Source organism: Acrocarpospora sp. B8E8 (assembly GCF_039871605.1).
In the GTDB taxonomy this organism is placed as follows: Bacteria; Actinomycetota; Actinomycetes; order Streptosporangiales; family Streptosporangiaceae; genus Acrocarpospora; species Acrocarpospora macrocephala.
In genome coordinates, this window is record NZ_JBDPLV010000018.1 from 144266 (window position 1) to 164919 (window position 20654).

Consider the following 20654-nt stretch of genomic DNA (forward strand, 5'->3'; position numbering starts at 1 on the left):
TGATTGGTTGGTCGCCAACCATGAGGAGCGCAGCGAGCTGTGGGTGGGCTACTACAAGGTGTCCACTGGGAAGCCCAGCATCACGTGGCCGGAGTCGGTCGACCAGGCCCTCTGCTTCGGGTGGATCGACGGCGTGCGGAAGAGCGTGGACGATCAGTCGTACAAGATCAGGTTCTCGCCGCGGAAGGCGCGCAGCATCTGGAGCGCGGTCAATATCGCGAGGTTCCAGGAGTTAGTGGATCTGGGGTTGGTCCACCCTAAAGGGCAGGCGGCGTTCGATCAGCGCACGGTGGAAAAGTCGGTTGTTTACTCGTACGAGCAAGGGCAGGCGTCTGAGTTGCCCGCCGAGTATGAGGAGACGTTTCGGGCGGAAGCGGTCGCGTGGGAGTGGTTCCAGGGGCAGGCGCCGTACTATCGGCGGTCGGCCGCGCACTGGGTGATCAGTGCGAAGAGGGAAGAGACGCGGCTCAAGCGGCTGGCGCAGCTGATCGCGGACTCCGCGGAAGGGCAGCGGATCGCCCCGCTCAGGCCACCGGGGAAGAAATGAAGTGGTCTCTCCTTTTCCTGCCGATAGTGGCATCCGGAGGCGACCGCTCCCTCGTTCAGGCTGGCGTGCATGACTGCCACGATGCCCTCTCCCGTTGTTCTCGAAGGCCGTTCTGTACGGCTTGAGCCGCTTACCCTCGATCACGTTCCGGAGTTGTTCGCGGCGGGGGGTGGGGACGATGAGGTGTGGCGCTGGATGCCGGCGGCGACCCCGCGGACTGAGGCGGAGATGGGGGCTGTGGCGGGGAGCTTGATCGATGATCCCCATGCGGTGCCGTTGGCGGTGATCCACGATGGGCGGGCGATCGGGTGGAGCACGTATCTGGACTGCCCAGGCTTCGACCGGAGTATCGAGATCGGCTGGACGTGGTATGGGCAGGCCTACTGGCGATCCGCCGTCAATACCGAATGCAAGATTCTGCTGATCGACCATGCGATCGACAAGCTGGGCTTCAACCGCGTGCAACTCAAGACCGACAATATGAACGTCCGGTCGCAGGCCGCGATCCGGCGCATCGGCGGCACCCATGAGGGCACGCTCCGCCGCCACCGCCCGCGCCCCGACGGAACCTGGCGAGACACGGTCTACTTCAGCATCCTCGACGACGAATGGCCCCCCAACCGAGCCCGCCTCCAAGCCCGCCTGGACCTCCCAACCCCCTCAGCGTCGCAGTAACTCTTCACCGTCCTCTCCTCGATCCTGTCGTTACCGGGTTCTCCCACCCACCCATCCCTTTGTTTTCCCTCGGGCTCCGCCCGCCCCCGCCAACACCGCGGTCACTCGAACGAAGCGGCAGCTTGATCCCCGTGGTTCTCCCACTCTGACCTACCTCGGGACTCCGCACCGGCCATCACCGTGGTTCTCCCACCCACCCTCCCTTTGATTTCTCTCGGGCTCCGCCCGGCACCGTGGTCGCCGCCAAACGAGGCGGCAACCAATCCGGAGTTCGCCCCCCACCCCTTTGTTTCCTTCGGGCTCCGCCCGACCCCGTCATCGACACATACAAGACAACCCCTGCGCAGTGGCTCCTGCGCACCGAGCCCTAATCTCGTGGTGGTTGCCAGCCGAAAATGGGGTCCATCTGGCGGAGGGCTGCGGTGGGGCCGAGCTTTCCGAGTAGGGAGATCATGGTGTTTCTGGCGGCTACGGCCACCGGATTGCGCCATGAGGTGATTCGGCAAATTGTTCTGGATCGGGTGACGATGGACGTCGTACGAGGGAGCCGGGCAGCCGAATAGGCGTCCAGGCTTTCTGGGTGCTTCGGGTCGGCCAGGTGGGCGAGGACGATCGCGTCCTCGATGGCCTGGCAGGCGCCCTGGCCGAGGTTGGGTGTCATCGCGTGGGCCGCGTCGCCAAGCAGGGCGATCCGGCCTCGGTGGAAAGCCGGGAGCGGCTGCTCCAATGAGTAAATATCGTGCCTTAACACCTTGCCGGGATCGGCTTCGGACAGGAGCTTCGGGATCGGATCGTGCCAGCTCTGGAACAGCCGGGTCAGCTCGCCCAGCTCACCGCCTTCGGCCTTCTGACCTGCGGGGACGGCTGCGGTGGCGTAGCAGTAGACCTGATCGTCGACCAGCGGCATGACGCCGAAGACGAGCCCGGGACCGCCCCAGGATTCGGACGTGCTCAGACCGCTGCCGGAAGCGAGCAGCCGCCAACTGGTGACTCCGGCGTAGACCGGCCCGGGATGCTCGGGAAACAGCTGCGCGCGCGTCGCCGAGTGAATCCCGTCAGCCGCCACCACCAGATCGGCCGGCAGTTCTTCTCCACCGGAGGTCACCACAACCGGCCGGTCGGGAGTTCCGGAAATCGTGGAGGCCGCGGTGTTCAGGCGAATCGTCCCCTCGGTGAGGCGTCCCGCCAGGCGCTCGACCAGTGAGGAGCGAAGCAGGAGAACGGTCGGATCGCCGTACCTCGCGTTGGCGGCTTCCGCGCTGGTTCGGGAGAGCCAGCGGCCGTCCGCCCGCCTGATCCCGGCTTGCCCCTGCATCGCGGCGAGTTTCCGTACCTGATCGCCGACTTCGATCGTGTCCAGCGCGCGCAATGCGTTAGGAGCCATCGCGAGCCCGGACCCCACCGGCTCGATCGACGGTGCCCGCTCCAGCACCGTCACCTCCCAACCCCTCCGCTGAAAGGCGGCCGCCGCCGTCAGCCCGCCGATTCCCGCCCCGACCACTACCACGTGCCCCATCGCATCCTCCACTACATCTGTAGTGCCACCGTACTACAGATGTAGTATCAGCGGAATGACGACAGCACGCGCGGCACTCATCGGGGATACGGCCATCACGATCCTGGCCGAACGCGGCATGCGCGGCCTCACCCATCGAGCGGTCGACGAATCAGCCGATCTCCCCTCTGGCTCGACGTCCAACCTGGCCCGCACGCGCGCGGCACTCCTGGAGCTGGCCCTGGCCCGCCTCGCCGAACTGGAGGAAGCCCAACTCGCCGCCCAGATCCACCGAGCCGCCCCACCCGGCCCCGACCTGCTCGCCGGCCTGGCCGACGTGATGGCCGAATCCGTGCACCAGGCCATCACCGTCGACAGAAACCACGCCATCGCCCGCTACGAACTCGCCCTGGAAGCCACCCGCCGCCCCGAACTCCGCAAGGTCTACGACGAAATCGGCCGCCGCTTCCGCGACCCCGCGATCGCCCTCCTGACCGCCGCGGGCTCCTCCGATCCCGTACGCCACGGGCGCCAGGTCGTCGCCTTCGGGGAAGGCATGCTCTTCGACGCGGTAGTAGGAGCGGGTACGACTCCGTCGCTAAGCGATTTGAAGGCCGCTTTCGCAGAATTCCTCAACGGAATCCTCTCCCATTGACAGCGGAGAAACGAGGCCGGGCGGGACTTGATCAAAGTGAATCGAACTACCGTCACCCGACAGGCGCGGGCTCCGGAGCGGGCGTCGGATGGGAATGATCAGGTGTCAGACGGCTGAGAGTGATCGTCCCCCCGACCAGCAACACGCTCGCGATAATCGCCGGAATCACTTGCCCCACACCGGTGGGAACCGGCTCTCCCAGCAGAAGCGCCCCAGCCATGATCGACGTGATCGGGTCTACGATCTGCACTCCCGCGTACGCGATCCCGAAATATCCCACCGCGTAAGACTTCTGCAGCAAAACCACCGCACAAATCAGCAGTACCGGAATGACCACCGTGAACCAGTGCAGCAGGCGAGCCATATCCCCACTCAGCCCACCCCCCACAACCCGCACGAACGTCGACACGGTAGCCGTAACCGACCCCGCCCCAACCGCCATGGCCAGCGCCTTCCCGGCCCCGCTCAAGAACCGCGCGACCGTGAAACAAACCCCGGTGAACACCCCGACCACCACGATCAGCCCAATAGCCGCCCCATTGGACAGCGACGGCTTCACATCATGTGAAGGAATCAGCAGCATCAACCCCAGCAACCCCACCGCCACCGCCACCGACCCGGTGATCTCTGCCCGATGCGGCCGACGACCATGCAGCCAAGCGGCCAACGGCACCGCGAACACCAAGGTGGCCACACTGATCGGCTGAATCACGATGAGCGGCGCGAAACTCAATGCCACCGCGTGCAGACACGCCCCCGTGAAGCCGATAACTCCACCGATCCACCACCGCGTCCGGCCCATCAGCCGCAAGGTGGCCCCCAGGGCAACCGCCTCATACTGCTGCAAAGCAGCACCAAGCGCGTATCCAAGCGCCCCGGCCAACGCGATCGTTATCCCCACCCAGGTCACGGGCACCGGCCAAAGCTTAAAGAGTCGAGGGTCACCCGTTTAGCTTAGGGACAAAGTACGGTGCCCCAGACATCCATCCCCTGACCCGATCTAACCCCATCCTTGCCCAAAAACCCCCAAATCACCACATGACACCCTTCAGTCCCAGCCGTGGCCGCTCCTGGCGGATGGTTCCGGTCAGTGCCTTCCTGCTCGCGCCAGGGCGTCCTCGGCCTGCGCGGCCAGGGTGGCGACCAGATCGGTTGCGGATGGCAGGTCGGTGATGAGATCAACGGCTTCGCCGGCCCAGACCGGCAGCGGCGGCAGATCGCCCCGTGCCACGGCATCCTGATAGGCCCGTTTAGCCTGAGGATCAGCGGCCAGTTCCGCTTCCCGGCCGCGCCATTGGTCAAGGTAAGGATGGCCGAGCGTGCGGGCGGTGTATTTCGACGGCCATCGCGAGCCCCGGGCGATATCCAGCACGCTATTGCGCTCGGTGTCCACCCCACGTCCCTCGATGATCGCCTTGATGGTCGAGGGGTCGACGAGAGACTCGGCCGTGGCCTGGAAGCGGGTGCCGACCAGTGCCCCGGCCGCGCCAAGTGCCAGCGCCGCGGCGACACCGCGCCCGTCGGCGATCCCACCGGCCGCCAACACCGGAATCGGTGCCACCAGATCCACCACGACCGGCACGAACGGCAGTGTGGACCGCCCACGCCGGGCACCATGCCCACCACTTTCCGTCCCCTGCGCCACGATGACATCGGCGCCCACATCCACCGCCTGCCGGGCCTCCTCCAGATCGGTGACCTGGATGACCAGCGCCACCCCCGCGTCGCGGATAAACCCAGCGAACGGGCGCGGGTCACCGAAGGACAACATCACCGCCCGCGGGTTGTGCTCCAACACCCGCTCCACCGCACCGACATCAATCGCCCAGGTCAGGAAACCGACACCCCACGGCTTCGCGGTACCCTCCGCGACGATGGGCAACTCGCGGGCCAGCCACTCTCGATCCCCATTACCGCCACCCAGCAACCCGAGCCCCCCACCGCGAGAGACCGCCGCCGTCAGCGCACCACCCGCCGACCCACCCATGGGCGCCAGCGCAATCGGATGCTCCACCCCGACCAACTTCGTAAACGCCGTGGGCAACGCCATAACCCCCATCATCACCCCTGCCGACGTACTGGGGAATCAAAACCGCCAACACCCTGACATCCGCCGACACCCGACGCGTCCGCCGTAACTAACACAGCGCACCCACGACCACATCACCAGCCAGCGCCCACCGCACAGAACAAAGGGTGTCTCACCCCCAGCCTCCGAGAAGACTGCCCGCCCTCCCAGGCGATTACCCACTCCAGGGCTCCGCCCGCTCACTCCGGCTTCGGCCCACCCAACCCGTACAACACCCCCGTGGACGCCACGAACGTTCTGCCCCTAAGGACCGCTGCGAAGTACGGCGGGGCACCCCGCGGGTGGGCAGGGCGGACACGTAGGCCGACGTAAGACCGTGCCAGAGACCACCGCGCCCGCGATGGCCGCTGGTCAGCGGCTAACGAGAGGCCCGCTATCACGGTCGGCCGGAGTGTCCGCCCTGCCCACCCGCTACGGCCCTAAGCCACCAGAAACCCCCATCACTCCCTCGGCGGGCACACATCAAACAAATGCCCCTCCGGATCCGCGAGCGTCACCCACCCCGCCCCCGCCTGGAACTCCGGCTTGGTCGCCCCCAACGCCAGATACTCCTCCACAGCCTTATCCACATCCGGAACCCGAAAGTCCAGATGGAACTGCTTATCCGGCCCCGGCCAGCTAGGAGCCTTCCGCTCAGGTACACGCTGGAAGAAGATGTTCATCGTCCCATCCCCTATCCCCGCATACGCCTCCTCGGCATACTGCACCTCGAACCCCGTGACCTTCGAGTAAAACTCCGCCAGCCTCTTCGGCTCAGCGCAGTCGATGGTCACCGCTATCAGCGACGCGATCGTTGTCATGAACCGAGCATCCCGCAGATACCTGTCAGCTCATGTCAGCTATCACAGCCATCGCCGCGTTCTTTCCATTCAACGCGATCACACTCCCCCCAGGATGCGTAGCCGCCCCACACAGATAAACCCCCGGAATCGGCGTACGCGGCGTAAGCCGGTTCTCCCACATCTGATCCGGCCGCACCTCCCCCTGGAAGATGTGCCCTCCGGTCAACCCCACCCGCTCCTCGATATCAGGCGCCCCCAACACCTCATAACTGATCAAACAATCCTCAAAATCAGGGGCATACCGCCCGATCAACTCGATGAACTGCCGCGCCACCTCCCCCCGACGCACCCCCCAGTCCATCCCATACGGCGCGTACTGCCCGAAGACACTCACCAGATGCTTCCCTTCAGGCGCCGGCGAAGGATCATGTGACGTCTGGAAGTAGATCTCCCCGAACCCAACCGCCGGCTCCCCCGCCGCACACCGCTCAAAAGCGACCTGCGCCTCATCCAGCGTGGAGATCACATCAACCACCCCCCGCGCCATGAACGTCTCCCCCGGCGCCGCGTTCCACGACGGCAGCCGATCCAGAGCGGCGTTGAATTTCACGACAGGGCTACGGATATCCCACTCATCAATCCGACGCCGATAATCCTCGGGAACATCCCCCACCATGGTCATCAGCCGCTTCGGATCAGCATTGCTGACCACCGTCCGCGCCGCGATGAAGGTCCCATCGTCGAGCCGTACCCCTTCGCCCGGCAGCACCTCCCCCACCGGCACCCCAGCCGCGAGCACAGCCCCCGCCTCCCGAGCGGCATCGGCGATGGCGAAACTAACCATCCCCATCCCACCCTTGACATATCCCCAGGCCGCACCATGCCCCTCAACCTCACCGATGAAGTGCATGAGCTTGACGGCAGCCGTGCCAGGATCCTTCGGCCCCGCCCACGTCCCGATGATGCCCTGCCCGTAAAGCGCATCCCTGAGCCGAGTGTCGGACACGTACTCGCTGAGCACCTCCTCTATGGAGGCCCGGAACAGCACATCGATCATGTACGCGTCCCCGCCCAGCATCTCCTCCAGCTCGTCCCGGGACGGCGACTCCCCCGCCCAGGAGTCCCGCCGCCCCTTCCTGAGCTTGATCCGCATCTGATCGAACATCTCTTCATAAGCGAAATACCCAGCGATGTCCTTAGGCGACACGCCCAAGGACCGCAGCCCCGCCTCGGTCCGCTCATGATCCATCCACTGCGCGAACGCGGTGCCGTCATCGAACGGAATCCACAACTGCGGATCCGCGAGATAGACCTCCAGCCCACGCCGATGCAGATCCAGCTCCCGGATGACCGTCTCATCCAGCAGCCCGATCACATAGGCGCACGGACTGATCACAAACCGCTGATCCGGGAACGGACGCTCCAGCGTGGCGGCCCCGCCCAAGCGTTCCCTCGCCTCCAGCACCAGCACCGACTGCCCCGCCCGAGCCAGGTACGCCGCGCAGGTCAGCCCGTTATGTCCGCCCCCGACCACGATCGTGTCCCAGCGCCGCGCCGCCAGCGCGGACACCGGCTCCGGCAGGCCCACCCGGCCCAGCTGTGCGGCAATCTCGTTCATGCTCAATAGACTGACTGGATAACCAGTCAAAGCGCAAGAGTCACCTTGCGGCTAGCATCGGATCTTCCAGGGCTTTACGACTGGAACCGACTACTCGTGCGGCTCGTTGGAGCGGGCGTGGCCTCTCTACCTCAGTTGATCAGGCGTTTCCTGGAGAAACCGGGAAGCGTTGATCTCGCGCGCTTCCATCGCGTCGCCGTCGGGGCCGCGGAGCACGAGCCCCGGATGCGCGAATTGTCCTTCGACGAGCTCCGCGAAGCCGCGCTCGACGAGGCCACGTTCTGTGCTGCCGTCCGCGAGGTCGCCCACCGCACGATCGGCGAGCGCCCCTATGACGTGCAGCTCATCGGCACGCTCGGCCTGCTCGCCGGGCATGTCGTGGAGATGGGCACCGGCGAGGGCAAGACCCTGGCGGGCGCGCTGGCCGCCGCCGGTTACGCGCTGCGCGGGCAGGGCGTGCACACGATCTCCGTCAACGACTACCTGGCCCGCCGCGACGCCGAGTGGATGGAACCGTTCTACACCGCGCTCGGCCTGACCGTCGGCTGGATCTCCGAAACGTCCACGCCGGAGGAACGCCGCGCCGCCTACGCGAAGGACATCACGTATGCGGCGGTCAGCGAGATCGGCTTCGACCTGCTGCGCGACCGGATGCGTACAGATCCCGCCGAACTCGTGCAACCAGTGCCGCAAGTCGCCCTGGTCGACGAAGCCGACTCGGTCCTCGTCGACGAGGCCCGGGTCCCGCTGGTGCTGGCCGGCGCCGCCGACCCCGGCGCCGCCGTCCCCGAGATGGCCGCGCTGGTACGGCGACTGTCCCGCGGCTACCACTACGAGATCGACGACGAGGGCCGCGCCGTCCACCTCACCGCCAAAGGCACCGACACGGTAGAAAAAGCCCTGGGCATCTCGCTGTACGACCACGCGACCACGGTCACCGAAGTCAATCTGGCCCTGCACGCCCACGCCCTGCTCACCCGCGACGTCGACTACATCGTCAGGGACGGCCGGGTCCACCTGATCAACGCCTCCCGCGGCCGCGTCGCGCAACTCCAGCGCTGGCCCGACGGACTGCAGGCCGCCGTCGAGGCGAAGGAGAAGCTCTCCCCCTCAGAAACCGGGGAAATCCTCGACTCGATCACCATCCAGGGCCTGCTCACCCGCTATCCCACTATTTGCGGAATGACCGGCACCGCCGTCGCGGTCGGCGACAACCTCCGCGAGTTCTACGACCTCAAAGTGGCCGTCGTCCCCCCCAACAAGCCGTGTATCCGCGTCGACGAACCCGACCGCGTCTACGCGACCGCGATCGACAAGGACATCGCGCTCGTCGAGGAGATCGTCGCCCAGCACGCCACCGGCCGCCCGATCCTGATCGGCACCCTGGACGTGGCCGAATCCGAGGAACTCGACGCGCACCTCCGCGAGGGCGGCCTCTCCCCCGTCGTCCTGAACGCGAAGAACGACGCAGAGGAAGCCGCCATCATCGCCCGCGCCGGCGAACGCGGCGCGATCACCGTCTCCACCCAGATGGCCGGCCGCGGCACCGACATCCGCCTCGGCTCCGACGGCGTCGCCGACCTCGGCGGCCTGCTCGTGATCGGCACCGGCCGCCACACCAGCAGCCGCCTCGACGACCAGCTCCGCGGCCGCTCCGGCCGCCAGGGCGACCCCGGCGCCTCGGTCTTCTTCGTCAGCGGCGAGGACCAGCTCCTCACCGCGTACGCCCCCGACGAGGCGTTGCCCGCCCCCGGCAAGGATCGCCGGATCCGCGACGCCCACGCCACCTACCTGATCGGTCACGCGCAGCGCGTCGCCGAAGGCGTGAACGTCGAGATCCACCGCAACACCTGGCGCTACACCCGCGTCCTCGAACAGCAACGCCGCCAGATCCTGGAACACCGCGACAAGATCCTCTACGGTGAGGCGGGCGCGGAGGCCCTGGCCGAAGCCCGCCCCGACCGGTACGCCGAGTTGGTCGCCCTCAGCTCGGAAGCCGAGATCGCCGAGGCCGCCCGCCAGATCGTCCTGTTCCACCTCGACCAGTGCTGGACCGAACATCTCGGCTTCCTCGCCGACCTCCGCGAGGGCATCCACCTGCGGGCCCTCGGCCGCCTCAACCCGATCGACGAGTTCAACCGCGAAGCCATCCCCGCCTACCGCAAACTCCTCCAGGAAATCGAACGCCGCTCAACCAGCAGCTTCGACACGTACGCCCCCGACCAGCCCCTGTCCGAACAAGGCCTGAAACGCCCGACAGCGACATGGACGTACCTGGTCTCCGACAACCCCTTCGGCTCCGACTGGGACAGAATCCTCAAACGCGTCTCCGGCGCCCTGAAGAGCAACCGCCGCCGCAAGAGCTGAATCAGCGGCGCGAGCAGCATTCGCGGCCCAGGCGCGTCTCTGAGATATGGAAGTCGAACTGCTCTCCATCGGGGAGCCTGGCGTCCGGGCGTCGGTGGATGTGGCCGCGATCTTCGCCGCGCACCAGCTCGGGCTGGTACGGCTGGCGCTGATGATGGTCGGCGACCGAGCCACGGCCGAGGACGTGGTTCGTGCTCGGGTAGCCATGGGGCCACGCCGCAGCAGATCGATGCCATCGAGCAGGCGCTTCGCGCGATGCCGCAGGTCGAGTCGATCACCTTCCGGGACCAGCAGACCGCTTATGAGCTATTCGTCGAGCAGGAAGCCAACAGAACGCCGGCCCAGGTCGTGGAACCCGCTGACATGCCCGAGTCGTTCCGTTTGAAGATGAAAGAGGACACCGACTGGACCCCTATCTTGGAAGCCGCCATGGCCCTTCCCGGCGTGTCCAACGTCATCAACGAGAAGTGCGTCTCGGAATACCTCGCAGGAGACTCGGACTACATCGAGTGCAGCGTTGGCGGCGCCGTCCGGTGACGCCACACAGGCGTGCAATCGGGGCGGATGGCCCGCCGACGCCGGAGCTTCCGTTCATCGTTCGTGAGCTTCAGCGTTTGCGGGCGACGCCGCCGAGGACGATGCGTTCCCAGGGTTCCAGGTCGTGTGGGTTGTCGGGGCGCCAGCCGGGGAGGTGCACGACGCCGGGTTCGACCAGGTCCAGGCCGTCGAAGAATTGTTCAATCGCTTTTCGGGTGCGGAACCAGCCTGTGCCGACGGCGAGTTGGAAGGCTTGCTGGAGGGCGATCGAGGTCGCTTCGCCGGAGGCGTGCATGTTGGTGGCGACCAGGTGGCTGCCGGTGGCGAGTTTGTCCATGTAGCCGCGAACGATGCCGTGGGGGTCGTCGCTGTCCGGATATAGGTGCAGGATTCCGACGGCTAGGAGGCCCACGGGGCGGGTGAGGTTGAGCAGGGTGCGGACCTCCGGGTGGCCCAGCACGAGTTCGGGGTGGCGCATGTCCGCATGAATCAGGGCGGTGGTCTCGCGTTGCGGGGTGCCGGCCTCGTCCACCAGAAGCCGGGCGTGGGCGAGAACCATGGGGTCGGTGTCCACATATGCCACCCGGATCCCGGGGTCGATCGCGCGAAGCGTGTCGTGGGTGGCACGCACCGCCGCCAGCCCTGCCCCCGACGAGACGTCTAGGAACTGCCGGATCCCCGCGCCATGAACGTGGCGAAGGGCTCGCCCGACGAACTCCTGGTTGCTTTGTGCCACCCTGCCGATATCCGGCAGGATCTGCGCGAGCCGCTCGGCGACCGCACGATCGACCTCGAAGTTCTCCTTGCCCCCGAGCAGGGCGTCATGTACACGGGTGGCGCTCGGCGTGCGGGGACCTGTCCCAGCCGGAATCATCACTCGACCTCCGATACCTGCGGATGGTATCCCAACGAACCCACAGTGTGACCACAGCACCGAAACCCGCCGGCCCGCCGAAGGCCGTCTCAGAATTGTCGGTGGCTCCTGGCAAGCTGACGCTCGATCCTCGCACGGGTGTGCGATCAAGGGCGGGCTTCAGGTGCGGGGGCTTTCTTGGCCTTTGATCCGGCCTTCGCTGGGAAGAGGCTCCGTTACGGCGGTGATGGGAGGCAGGATGAGGAAGATCATTCTTATGATGTCGGTGTCGCTCGATGGGTTCTTCGAGGGGCCGAATCATGAGATCGACTGGCATCTGGTCGATGATGAGCTGCACCGCTTCTTCAACGAGCAACTGGGGGCGATGGGCGCCTTTCTCGATGGCCGGGTCACGTATGAGTTGATGGCCGAGTTCTGGCCAACCGCCGATCAGGACCCTGCCGCCAGCGCGCCCATGGTGGAGTTCTCGCGAATCTGGCGGGAGATGCCCAAGATCGTGTATTCGCGGACGCTGGAGCGGGCCGACTGGAACTCGACCATAGTGCGCGAGGTGGTTCCCCAGGAGGTCCTGGAACTGAAGGCGCAGCCAGGCGGCGACCTGGCCATCGGCGGAGCCAAACTCGCCGCGGAGTTCATGCGGCATGACCTGATCGATGAGTACTGGCTCTACGTCCACCCGATCGTGCTCGGCCAGGGCACCCCCTTGTTCCAGGTGCCTGAGGCGCGGCTGAACCTCCGCCTGACAGACACCCGGGCCTTCCGCAACGGCGTGGTCCTGCTTCGCTATCAGCGCCCTGCCATCGACTGACGTCACTGACGGGCGTGAAAGCGCGCGGGCACCGCCGACGCCGGAGCTCCCGGCTGATCAGCCGCGGTGTCGTCCCCGGGGGCGGGTGTAGTGGCGGAATCCCGCGGTCGCGGCAGCGAGGATGATGAGTGCGGCGGCGATTCCGGGGATGGGGAGTTCGTGGGTCGGAAATTCGTTCGCCGCGTTCTGGATCGCGGGGGTCGCGATTCCCACCGTTGTCATGGCGTTGGAGCTTGTCCCGGTGTCGGCGCTTGTCTCGGTGTTAGCGATCTTCTTGGTGGTAGTCGGGCTCTTAGCGGGCGTGGATGCGCAGATTTTGGTGACTTCGGAGACTTTGGGAGTTGGGAACTTGGGGGTGGGTGGTTTGGGGGGTGAGCTGTCTCGCATGTTGTAGGCGCCGCTGGAGAACGGGGCGGGGGCGCCCTTCTTGCCCAGGCCTGAACCCCATTTGGTGATCACGTAGTCGATTTTGATGTGGCCCTCGCCGCCGCTCACGGTCAGGCTGGAGCTGTTCCAACTGCTTCCGGTGAGCTCGGCGAAGGTCTTGCCGTCCAGGTCGAGCATGACGCCGCTGCCCGATGGAACGCCGGGCCCTCGATCGCCGACGAAGAAGTCGGCTTTCCGGCCGTTGTGGATGACGTAGCCTTCGGTCCCCATCGGCCAGCTGGGGCTGGCGGCCAGGCCTTTCTGCATGGGTTTGCCCGAGGCGGGCGACCCCGTGTCGCCGTTGATACCGGACCCGTCGTCCCAGAAGTACGACGCGGTGGTGCTGCCCTTGAAGAGCGGAGTCTGGACCTGCTTGGGCACGCCGTACCCGGAGAATTCGGATTCGGGGCGGGTGACGCGCTGGACCTTGCCGTGCAGGGCTTCGATGGTGGTGACCTTGCCGCTGGCGGCCTTTTCCACGATGCCGACCTGGGCGTGCTTCTTGAGGAAGGCGACGGCGCCGGGTTGCGGCTGGGTGGCCCAGGCGTTCTGGGTCTTGAACCAGGCCTGGTGGTCGGGGGTGTGGGCGAACTTGCCGACGGACTTGCTCACGCCCGCCGTGCCGGCCGCCCACGAGACGAAGGAGTCACACCAGGGGGCGTTGGCGAACCCGGCCGAGGTGCCTTCCGCGTACCAGGCGCCGTACTTGCTCTTCTGACCGTGCTCAACGCGGTAACCCAACTCCTGCCGGGCCGCGTCAAGCAGCTTGTCCGCGATGCTGGAAATGGGGGATCTCCTGGGGGTTTGGTCACGGATGAGTAACCGGACATTAATCCCATCAATGCTCAAACCACAGGAAAACCTGACAAACTTTACCTTTGGTTTGGAATGGATCGGGGGGAGCAGTGGGGAGGGACAGCCTCGGCCCGAGGAGGAGCCATGGTCAGCACGAGCCCCACGCGGATCGCCAGAAGGGTGGCGGAACACCCGGTCCTCGAGCGGGCGGCGAAGATCGGTTTCGCCGCCAGAGGCGTGCTCTACGGGCTTATCGGCCTGGTCGCGCTACAGATCGGCCTCGGCAACGGGGTCAGCGCGGAAGCCGACAAAAGCGGCGCCATCCACCTCGTGGCGAGCCGACCGCTGGGCGGGTTACTTCTGTGGATCATGGCGTTCGGGCTGGCAGGCCTGGCCCTCTGGCAGATCGGCGAAATGATCTTCGGGTCACACGAGTCGCTGGACCGCGTCGAGGCAGCCGGTCGGGTGGTCGTCTACGTCGCCCTCGTGGTCTCGCTGCTGGGTCTGCTCCTGTCCGGGAAGGACGCGAGCTCGACCGACGAGCAGTCCCAGGACGTGACACGACTGCTGTTCGAGCTGCCCGCCGGTCAGCTGCTCGTCGTGCTGCTCGGCCTGGGGGTGGTGGCGCTCGGTGTGTACTCGATCCGCGAGGGTTTGACCGAACGATTCATGCGGCACATGACCGTCACCGCGCCCCGAGCCCGGGCGACCGTGGTGAAGCTCGGCAAGGCCGGATATGTCGCCCGTGGGGCGATCGCTGTGGCGGCCGGAGGCCTCATCTGCCAGGCCGCTCTCACGTACGATCCCGGAAAAGCGGTGGGTATCGACGGCGCGCTCAAGGCGCTGGCCGAGACCCCGGTGGGTCCGTGGCTGCTCGCCGTCGTCGCGAGCGGCGTCGTGCTGTTCGCCGTGTACTGCTTCGCGGAGGCGCGCTGGCATCGGACGTGATCAGACCAGGAGCATGATCTCCCAAGAGCCGGGATCATCCGTGTACGCGGTGAGCGGCTTGCCCGTGAGCGTCTCCAGGAAATCGATGTCGATCGGGCACACACCCGGCGAGAGCTCGCGGAAGCTCTGCACGCAGTCGGCGCCGAGCAGGTCCTTCAGGCGGGCACGATAGGCGAGGACGACGTCGAACGGGATCACGTCGGCGTCCGGCACGCGGCCGGTGAACTCGGCCGCGAGCGTGGCCACTCCGTCGGCCACGGCGGGCAACGGCTCCAGAACCGTGACGAAACGCTCGCGATCATGGTCGAGGGCGTGCCAGGTGTAGTCGGGGCTGACCGAATCGTCGAGGTCGCCGTACGTCCCGAGGACCAGCGCGGGGAGGGTCAGCCCGAGCTCGGCCGCCGGCCGGAACTCCGGCTCTTCCCGTTCGGCCGCCTGCCGCTGGTATTCGGCGACGGTGACGAACGGCCCGAATTCGAAGCTCACGGGGGCGACTTCGCCGGGCTCGTCCGGTTCGTGGATCTCGGAGTTGGCGGCGATGACGACCAGTTGCACGTGGTCGGCCTCGGGGAGGGTGACCTGCTCGTCGGTGAGCGCGGCGAGGCTGTCGAGGTCGACCGAGAAGCGCGCCTCGCTCCACCAGCGGTAGCTGAGCGCGCATTCGGCCCCGAGAAACTCGCGAAGCCGATCCCGGTAGCCGACCGTCTGATCCAGATCCGCGTACGCGATGTTGGACCCGTAATACGCCGCCGCCAAGCGGGCCAGCCCGTCCGGCGACCGAGGTCGCAGGACGGTGAGAATGTCGGTGTTGTGGAAGCAGGAGATCCCGTCGGAAAAGGTCTGCGCGGCCAGCCACTCCCGGTCCGGAGGCAGTTCCTGCGGGTCGGATGCGACCAGTACGAGCACGGGTAGCTCGATGCCATAGGCCTCAAGGGGCTGGTAAGGTCCACGGTCCCAGTCGGCGGCCGGGCTGTGGCGGACTCCGAGGGCGTCCAGCCGGGCGATCTCATCGGCGGCGATGGCGGCGTCGTCTTCGCCCCAATCCGGATAATGTTCATGAGCGATCGCGCGCCAGTCGGTCACGATCACACGGTATCTACCGCAGAACAGGCGGAACAGGGCCCGCGCTGAGCAAAGTATGGCTTGCCGACCGTTCCAGTTCGCTGCCGCGAACCTCCGCGCATCCGGCCTTCACCAACCAGCCGGACAATTCTTCCGCCGAGTAGAGCCGTCCGCCCTGCGTGAGCCACAGATTGAGCGCGAACCCGTCCGTGAACGCCGCTTCCGCGACTCCGCCGCGTGGCTGACTGGTGGTTTCCAGGATATGTACGACTCCGCCGGACTGAAGTCGTCGCACGGCCGCGTGCACGATTGCTTCGGCTTGGTCGCGGGGGAAACCGTGGAGCACGTTGAACAGCAGAATCACGTCGGGGTCCAGACCGGAGAAATCAGGTTTCCTCAGGTCAATCGGGTGCGTGGCGATTCCCGCGGGCCGATCTTGGTCAGTGTTCGTGATCCCATCGAGGGCCGATGGAAGATCGGCGACGGTTGCCTTCAGGCCGGGATAACGGTCGCAGAAGGCGGTGGCGTACCAGCCGTGGCCGCCGCCGATGTCGAGAAGCATGCGCGCGCCCTCGGGCAGGACAGCACGATCGAGGACTTCCGGGGCCAGCCACTCGGCCAGGCCGCGCTGGAGCGACTGGAATAAACCCAATTCGATCGGACGGCTGCCGAGCCACGTGTAGAAGTCCGGCCGCGGCCCACCGCTGATCGGTTTCGCCAGGTCCGTCCAGAATTCCGCGACCATCGCGGACCAGAGCCGGAGCGCGGTGCCGTATCCATTCCCAAGCCAGGCCTTCGTCGTTGGAAGGACGAAATATCGGTCTTCGGCGTCGCATGTCAGGTATCCCGATGAGGTCAGGAAGGCCAGGAGCAACTCCAGGCCGTCTTGGTCGGCGCTGAGGGAAACGGCTATCTCCTCCGCTTTGTGCGGCTTCGTGGCCAGAAGCTCAAAAGCGCCGAGCCTAAGTCCGGCCACCACCGCCTGGGTCGCCATCGTGCCCATCAGATCGAGCATGGCGGCGGGCGCTTCGCCGGAGGTGTGAAATCGTGCGGCCTCGTCCGGAGGAAGATCGAGTGGCATCAGGCGACCGCCGGAGCCAACGTCTCCACCCGGCGAAGGCGTGGCACGGTGAGCACGGCCATCGCGACGGCGGCCAGGATGACGGCGTCGAGAAGGATCAGGAAGGCGATCCCCCGGCCGGGACCCGTGCCGATCAACGTCCCGATATTTCCGGACAATCCCCCTCCGGGGCTGAGCAGGGGTTCCATGACGTATTCGGCGAGAGGTCCCGCGAGCAGGTACGCGAACGGTGTCGCGGCGCCGCCGATGGTGTGCGCGGTGCCCATGACCCGGCCGAGTGCGTCGGGTTCGACCTTGCTCTGCAACACGGCGTTGCCCGTCCCGTGCACGACCGGCAGCGTGAACAGGAAACACGCCGCCGCGACGCCGACCAGCAGCGGCGACGGCCGGATCGTGTGCAGCACGAGGAACCCGCTGCCGAGCAGCATGAACAGGCCCATGCCCCGGATCCGCCGTTTCGGGCCGCCCCACACACCCATGACCAGGCCGCCGATGAAGACCCCCGCTCCGCCCGCGAACATGAGCGCGCCGAGGACGGCCGGGGATCCGAACGACAGGATGAGCGGCTGGATCAGCACGCCCGCGATCGCGAACGTGAAGTTGAATCCGGTGAACGCCAGCACGATGGCCAGCAGGTCGCGTCGTTGGGTGAGGTAGCGCCAGCCGTACAGGAGATCGGAGAGGGGTGCGTTGGCGGATCCGCCGCCAGGGGGGCGCAGGACGGCGGCGGGCAGGCGCAGCACCAGGAGCGTGCCGACAGCAATCGCGAACGTGACCAGATCGAGGACGAGGACGCCCGCCATCCCGATCGCCCCCAGCAACGCACCCGCCGCCAGCGGCGCCGCGATCTGCGCGGCCACGGTGATCTGCATGAATCCGTTGGCCCTGGCCAGGTGCCGCTCCGGAATGAGCAGCGGCGTCATGGCCTGATAAGTCGTCATGTGTACGGTTCCGCAGATCGCGCCGACGATGGATCCGACGCAGATATGCCAGACCTGAAGGTTGCCGGTGTAGAGCAGTAGGGCTTGGATTCCGGTGCTGACCGCCGTGCAGCAGTCGCTCACGATGAGCACCCGGCGGCGATCGAATCGATCGACGATCACGCCCGCGAACGGGCCGACCAGGATCGCCGGGATCAACCCCGACAGCATCACGAGCGCGAAGAGTGTGGTCGAATTCGTCGTCTGGTAGACCCACACGCCCAGGACGAATCCGGTGAGGCTCGATCCGACACCCGATAAAAGCGATGAGAACCAGACGATCGCGAACCTAATCAGATCAGACACATCGCCTCCAGGTAGGCACGAATGAGCCCCCGGTCGGCGGGTGGGCAGACAATTCCCGCCTCGGCCAGGACCCGCTCGGTTCGCGAGCAGTCGAACACCGGCCGCGAAAACGTCGGCGTCTCCTCCGAAAGCACGGTCGCGAACGGCGCGATGGGCAGGTCCGCCAACCGCCCGACAACGACGTCCCGCCACTCTCGCCACGACACCAATCGCGCTCCCATGGCTTCGGCCATCTCCCCATAGCCAATGGTCGCGGAATTAAAATAGTGATAATCCTCGCCAGCGGGCTGGGCCAGCAGGTAAGCGATCCCGTCCGCGACATAATCCACCGGCGCGACATCCTCAGAATACGGAAGATCGGGCACCATCTTCACCCGAGCACAGGTGCTGATCAGCCGACTGAAGAAATCCCCATCATTCCCCTTTCCGGTACGGCTGTCGCCCCCGATCCGCGCCGGCCGATGCACCGAGACGGGAATCCCGCGCTCTCGCGCCGCCGTCACCAGCCGATCCGCGACCCACTTACTCTGGTTATAGCCCCCGTCCAACCCCGAAGGATCAGCGGGCGCGTCCAGCTCGGTAACCCGAATCCCACGATATGCATCCCCCAAATGCACGCCCAGTGTCGAAACATAATGAACCGGGATACCGCCACCGAGAGCGGCCAGCCGAAGCACCTCAACGGTCCCCCCAACATTGACCGCCTTGAGCGCCGCATAGCTTTCGGCAAAATTAATGATCCCGCCGTTGTGACAAATAACATCGACCTCAGCCGCCAGTTCCGCGAACCGCTCAGCCCCCAGCCCGAACATCGGCAACCCAAGATCCCCCACGAGCACGTCCCCGCCCTCAGGCGTGGCCGACCCCTCCCGTACCAGACAGACGACCCGGGCCCCACCCGCGACCAGCCGACGCAAAACCTGCGCCCCGAGAAACCCGGTCGCGCCCGTAAGCAAAACCGTCCAAGGCTTCTCCACCACCCGAATATCCGCCGGTAGAACCGCCTCCCCCGCAAGGTCGACCGCATCCACCACCGGCTCCCCCACAAAAGCAGCAAGCTCCGCCAGATCTCCACTCTCAAACAACACAGAAAGTGGAACCCGAACCCCAAGCCGCCCCTCCACTTCCGCCAGAACCCGCCCCGCCGACAACGAACTCCCCCCAACCTCAAAAAAATTAGAGCGCCGCCCCACCGCCTCCCCTGCCCCGATAACCTTCAGCCAAATATCCGCCAGCACTTCTTCGACAACCCCTTGCGGCTCCTCATACAAACCGCCCACCTCAGGAAGCGCCCCCAACTCCACCTTCCCGTGACTACTCCGAGGGATCTCCGCCACAACCACAAACGCATCGGGCACCAGATAATCCGGCAACCGCTCCCGCAGAACCCGCCGCAGCACAACCCCAGGATTCCCCGCCAACTCCCCATCTTCAGGCTTGACCGTCACGTAGGCAACAAGCCGATTGTCAACGGCCACAACCGCAACATCGGTGATGCTGACGTGAGCGCTTAGAACGGCTTCGATTTCGGCAGGCTCTATGCGGTGCCCACGAATCTTCAACTGCCGGTCATACCGACCAGCGAATTCGATGGTCCCATCGGCATGACGGCGCGCCAGATCGCCGGTGCGATACATCCGCGCACCAGGAGTGCCGGTATAAGGGTCAGGAACAAACCGATCAGCAGTTTGCCCGGCTTGGCCGATATATCCAAACGCAAGACAGTTACCCGCCAAATGAAGTTCACCATAGACCCCAATGGGAGCAGGCCCGCCATGACGATCGAGAATATAAGCACGAACATGCGGCAACTCCCGACCAATCGGAAGATTCACCAACCCACCAACGCCGCCGGATACACCCAAGTTGCCCGTAACGTCCGCATTTTCTCCGCCGTCCGAACCCTTCGAATCGGTGTTTGAACTGTCCGAAGCGGACGGGTGCGCGGGGATGGTGTGGACGGTGGCGCAGACGGTGGCTTCGGTGGGGCCGTAGTGGTTGTAGAGGGTGGTTTGGGCATTGGTGGTTTGGTGCCAGTTGTGGGCGGTTTGGGTGGGGGTGGATTCGCCGCCGATCATCATGATTTTGACCGGCCAGGTTGGGGGGACGTGGGTTAGGTCGTTGGTCCATTGGCGCCAGAGGGAGGCGGCGGTGTCGACGGCGGTGACGTTGTGGCGGGTGCAGAAGGTGATGAGTTCGTGGGCGTCGATTCGGGCGGGTTCGGGGTGGAGGACCAGGGCCGCGCCAGAGGTGAGGGCGGGGAAGAGGTCGCCGGCGGAGGCGTCGAAGGTCAGGGGCGGGAGCATGAGGATGCGGTGGCCGGGGCCGAATCCGTGGGCTTCGCGGAAGGATCTCGTCAGGTGGGAGAGGGTTTCGTGGCCGACCATCACGCCCTTGGGGTGGCCGGTTGAGCCGGAGGTGAAGACGACGTAGGCGAGATCTCCGTGGTCGGGTGGGATGGGGGGTTCTTCGCGGCAGGAGGGGATGGGGTCGTCGTGGAGGAGGGTTCGGGGGAGCCAGGCGCCGGTGAATGTGGCGGGCGGGGTGTCGGCGATCACCGCGATGGCGTGGGCGGTGGTGAGGAGTTGGGTGATTCGGTCGGGTGGGTG

Annotated in this window: 17 protein-coding genes and 1 pseudogene; 7 read left to right on the forward strand and 11 right to left on the reverse strand. The window is 66.0% G+C overall.

Annotated elements, in window-relative coordinates:
- Positions 1-7 precede the first annotated feature (7 nt).
- Positions 8-547 (forward strand): YdeI/OmpD-associated family protein, encoded by a 540-nt coding sequence (locus ABGB08_RS19815; protein WP_347592309.1) that lies wholly within the window; start codon positions 8-10, stop codon positions 545-547.
- Positions 548-616: 69 nt separating this feature from the next.
- The gene (locus ABGB08_RS19820) at positions 617-1222 is read left to right on the forward strand and encodes a GNAT family protein (RefSeq protein ID WP_347592311.1); all 606 of its coding nucleotides are present in this window, start codon (positions 617-619) and stop codon (positions 1220-1222) included.
- 367 nt (positions 1223-1589) lie between these two features.
- Here the strand turns inward: ABGB08_RS19820 and ABGB08_RS19825 are convergent, their stop codons facing one another.
- Positions 1590-2738 (reverse strand): FAD-dependent oxidoreductase, encoded by a 1149-nt coding sequence (locus ABGB08_RS19825; protein WP_347592313.1) that lies wholly within the window; start codon positions 2736-2738, stop codon positions 1590-1592.
- 55 nt (positions 2739-2793) lie between these two features.
- Between ABGB08_RS19825 and ABGB08_RS19830 the strand changes: the two genes are divergently transcribed.
- A complete protein-coding gene (locus ABGB08_RS19830) occupies positions 2794-3372 on the forward strand; it encodes a TetR/AcrR family transcriptional regulator (protein WP_347592315.1) in 579 nt (192 codons plus the stop codon).
- A gap of 52 nt (positions 3373-3424) precedes the next feature.
- On the opposite strand, the gene ABGB08_RS19835 is transcribed toward ABGB08_RS19830, so the two are convergent.
- The 4 genes from ABGB08_RS19835 to ABGB08_RS19850 form a co-directional block, all read right to left on the reverse strand.
- The gene (locus tag ABGB08_RS19835; RefSeq protein WP_347592317.1) at positions 3425-4288 is read right to left on the reverse strand and encodes a DMT family transporter; all 864 of its coding nucleotides are present in this window, start codon (positions 4286-4288) and stop codon (positions 3425-3427) included.
- 171 nt (positions 4289-4459) lie between these two features.
- A complete protein-coding gene (locus tag ABGB08_RS19840) occupies positions 4460-5422 on the reverse strand; it encodes a nitronate monooxygenase (RefSeq protein ID WP_347592319.1) in 963 nt (320 codons plus the stop codon).
- A 479-nt stretch (positions 5423-5901) separates the two neighbouring features.
- Positions 5902-6261, reverse strand: coding sequence for a VOC family protein (locus tag ABGB08_RS19845; RefSeq protein WP_347592321.1), 360 nt, complete (start codon positions 6259-6261; stop codon positions 5902-5904).
- Between the two features lie 25 nt (positions 6262-6286).
- Positions 6287-7861: an NAD(P)/FAD-dependent oxidoreductase gene (locus ABGB08_RS19850; protein ID WP_347592323.1), complete on the reverse strand. Its 1575-nt coding sequence runs from the start codon at positions 7859-7861 to the stop codon at positions 6287-6289.
- Positions 7862-7978: 117 nt separating this feature from the next.
- Between ABGB08_RS19850 and secA2 the strand changes: the two genes are divergently transcribed.
- Both secA2 and ABGB08_RS19860 read left to right on the forward strand, forming a co-directional pair.
- Positions 7979-10228 carry an accessory Sec system translocase SecA2 gene (secA2, locus tag ABGB08_RS19855; RefSeq protein WP_347592325.1) on the forward strand — a complete coding sequence of 750 codons (2250 nt, stop codon included), beginning with the start codon at positions 7979-7981 and terminating at the stop codon, positions 10226-10228.
- Positions 10229-10267: 39 nt separating this feature from the next.
- Positions 10268-10765, forward strand: coding sequence for a permease-like cell division protein FtsX (locus tag ABGB08_RS19860; protein WP_347592341.1), 498 nt, complete (start codon positions 10268-10270; stop codon positions 10763-10765).
- 70 nt (positions 10766-10835) lie between these two features.
- Here ABGB08_RS19860 and ABGB08_RS19865 read toward each other — a convergent pair whose 3' ends face one another.
- Positions 10836-11639: an SAM-dependent methyltransferase gene (locus ABGB08_RS19865; protein WP_347592343.1), complete on the reverse strand. Its 804-nt coding sequence runs from the start codon at positions 11637-11639 to the stop codon at positions 10836-10838.
- 238 nt (positions 11640-11877) lie between these two features.
- Between ABGB08_RS19865 and ABGB08_RS19870 the strand changes: the two genes are divergently transcribed.
- Positions 11878-12447: a dihydrofolate reductase family protein gene (locus tag ABGB08_RS19870; RefSeq protein WP_347592327.1), complete on the forward strand. Its 570-nt coding sequence runs from the start codon at positions 11878-11880 to the stop codon at positions 12445-12447.
- A 405-nt stretch (positions 12448-12852) separates the two neighbouring features.
- Here the strand turns inward: ABGB08_RS19870 and ABGB08_RS19875 are convergent.
- A pseudogene (locus tag ABGB08_RS19875) lies at positions 12853-13254 on the reverse strand (hypothetical protein); the annotation flags it as partial.
- A gap of 558 nt (positions 13255-13812) precedes the next feature.
- Here ABGB08_RS19875 and ABGB08_RS19880 point away from each other — a divergent pair.
- A complete protein-coding gene (locus ABGB08_RS19880; RefSeq protein WP_347592329.1) occupies positions 13813-14616 on the forward strand; it encodes a DUF1206 domain-containing protein in 804 nt (267 codons plus the stop codon).
- Here the strand turns inward: ABGB08_RS19880 and ABGB08_RS19885 are convergent, their stop codons facing one another.
- The 4 genes from ABGB08_RS19885 to ABGB08_RS19900 form a co-directional block, all read right to left on the reverse strand.
- A complete protein-coding gene (locus ABGB08_RS19885; RefSeq protein WP_347592331.1) occupies positions 14617-15699 on the reverse strand; it encodes a hypothetical protein in 1083 nt (360 codons plus the stop codon).
- 13 nt (positions 15700-15712) lie between these two features.
- Positions 15713-16759: a class I SAM-dependent methyltransferase gene (locus tag ABGB08_RS19890; protein WP_347592333.1), complete on the reverse strand. Its 1047-nt coding sequence runs from the start codon at positions 16757-16759 to the stop codon at positions 15713-15715.
- Entirely contained in the window at positions 16759-18045 is a 1287-nt protein-coding gene (locus ABGB08_RS19895) for an MFS transporter (RefSeq protein WP_347592335.1), read from the reverse strand. The genes ABGB08_RS19890 and ABGB08_RS19895 overlap by 1 nt, the downstream gene beginning before the upstream one ends.
- On the reverse strand, positions 18033-20654 hold a 2622-nt coding region (locus tag ABGB08_RS19900), incomplete at its 5' end, for an SDR family oxidoreductase (protein WP_347592337.1). The genes ABGB08_RS19895 and ABGB08_RS19900, both read right to left, overlap by 13 nt.

Coding starts and splice junctions, on each gene's coding strand:
- ABGB08_RS19825 (WP_347592313.1), bottom strand. CDS start 2,738: ATGGGGCACGTGGTAGTGGTCGGGGCGGGAATCGGCGGGCTGACGGCG.
- ABGB08_RS19830 (WP_347592315.1), top strand. CDS start 2,794: ATGACGACAGCACGCGCGGCACTCATCGGGGATACGGCCATCACGATC.
- ABGB08_RS19850 (WP_347592323.1), bottom strand. CDS start 7,861: ATGAACGAGATTGCCGCACAGCTGGGCCGGGTGGGCCTGCCGGAGCCG.
- ABGB08_RS19870 (WP_347592327.1), top strand. CDS start 11,878: ATGAGGAAGATCATTCTTATGATGTCGGTGTCGCTCGATGGGTTCTTC.
- ABGB08_RS19820 (WP_347592311.1), top strand. CDS start 617: ATGACTGCCACGATGCCCTCTCCCGTTGTTCTCGAAGGCCGTTCTGTA.
- ABGB08_RS19890 (WP_347592333.1), bottom strand. CDS start 16,759: ATGCCACTCGATCTTCCTCCGGACGAGGCCGCACGATTTCACACCTCC.
- ABGB08_RS19840 (WP_347592319.1), bottom strand. CDS start 5,422: ATGGCGTTGCCCACGGCGTTTACGAAGTTGGTCGGGGTGGAGCATCCG.
- ABGB08_RS19865 (WP_347592343.1), bottom strand. CDS start 11,639: ATGATTCCGGCTGGGACAGGTCCCCGCACGCCGAGCGCCACCCGTGTA.
- ABGB08_RS19845 (WP_347592321.1), bottom strand. CDS start 6,261: ATGACAACGATCGCGTCGCTGATAGCGGTGACCATCGACTGCGCTGAG.
- ABGB08_RS19880 (WP_347592329.1), top strand. CDS start 13,813: ATGGTCAGCACGAGCCCCACGCGGATCGCCAGAAGGGTGGCGGAACAC.